Genomic DNA, 401 nt, shown 5'->3' with positions numbered 1-401 from the left:
GCCCCCGCGACCATCCAGTTGAGCCATCTGCGTGGCATCGGATTGACGATAGCAAGCGTGCTGACGAACGAGGTCTTCTTCCGCGATTTCCAGAACCGGCGTGAGGTCGCCGGCTATCTCGGACTTGCATCCAGTCCCTGGAGCAGTGGCGCGGTCAGCCGCGATCAAGGCATCCAGAGATCGGGCAACCCACGTGCGCGGCGAACCGCCATCGAGCTTGCCTGGCTATGGCTGCGCCACCAGCCCGATAGCCGTCTCGCCCGCTGGTTCCAAGAGCGCGTCGGCGCCGGCAAGGGGCGCATCCGCCGCACCATGATCGTCGCCTTGGCGCGCAAACTGGTAGTCGCCTTGTGGCGGTACCTGACGCAGGGCCTGCTGCCGGACGGCGCCATGACCAAGGC

Annotated in this window: 1 protein-coding gene; it reads left to right on the top strand. The window is 66.3% G+C overall.

Features of this window, described 5'->3' with window-relative positions:
* Nucleotides 1-57 precede the first annotated feature (57 nt).
* Nucleotides 58-401 (top strand): transposase (locus ACWGTI_RS32775; RefSeq protein WP_454590694.1); only part of this gene is annotated, 344 nt, incomplete at its 3' end.

The sequence above is a fragment of the Mesorhizobium sp. ArgA1 genome (assembly GCF_053714375.1).
This window is presented reverse-complemented; position numbering and strand designations above follow the sequence as displayed.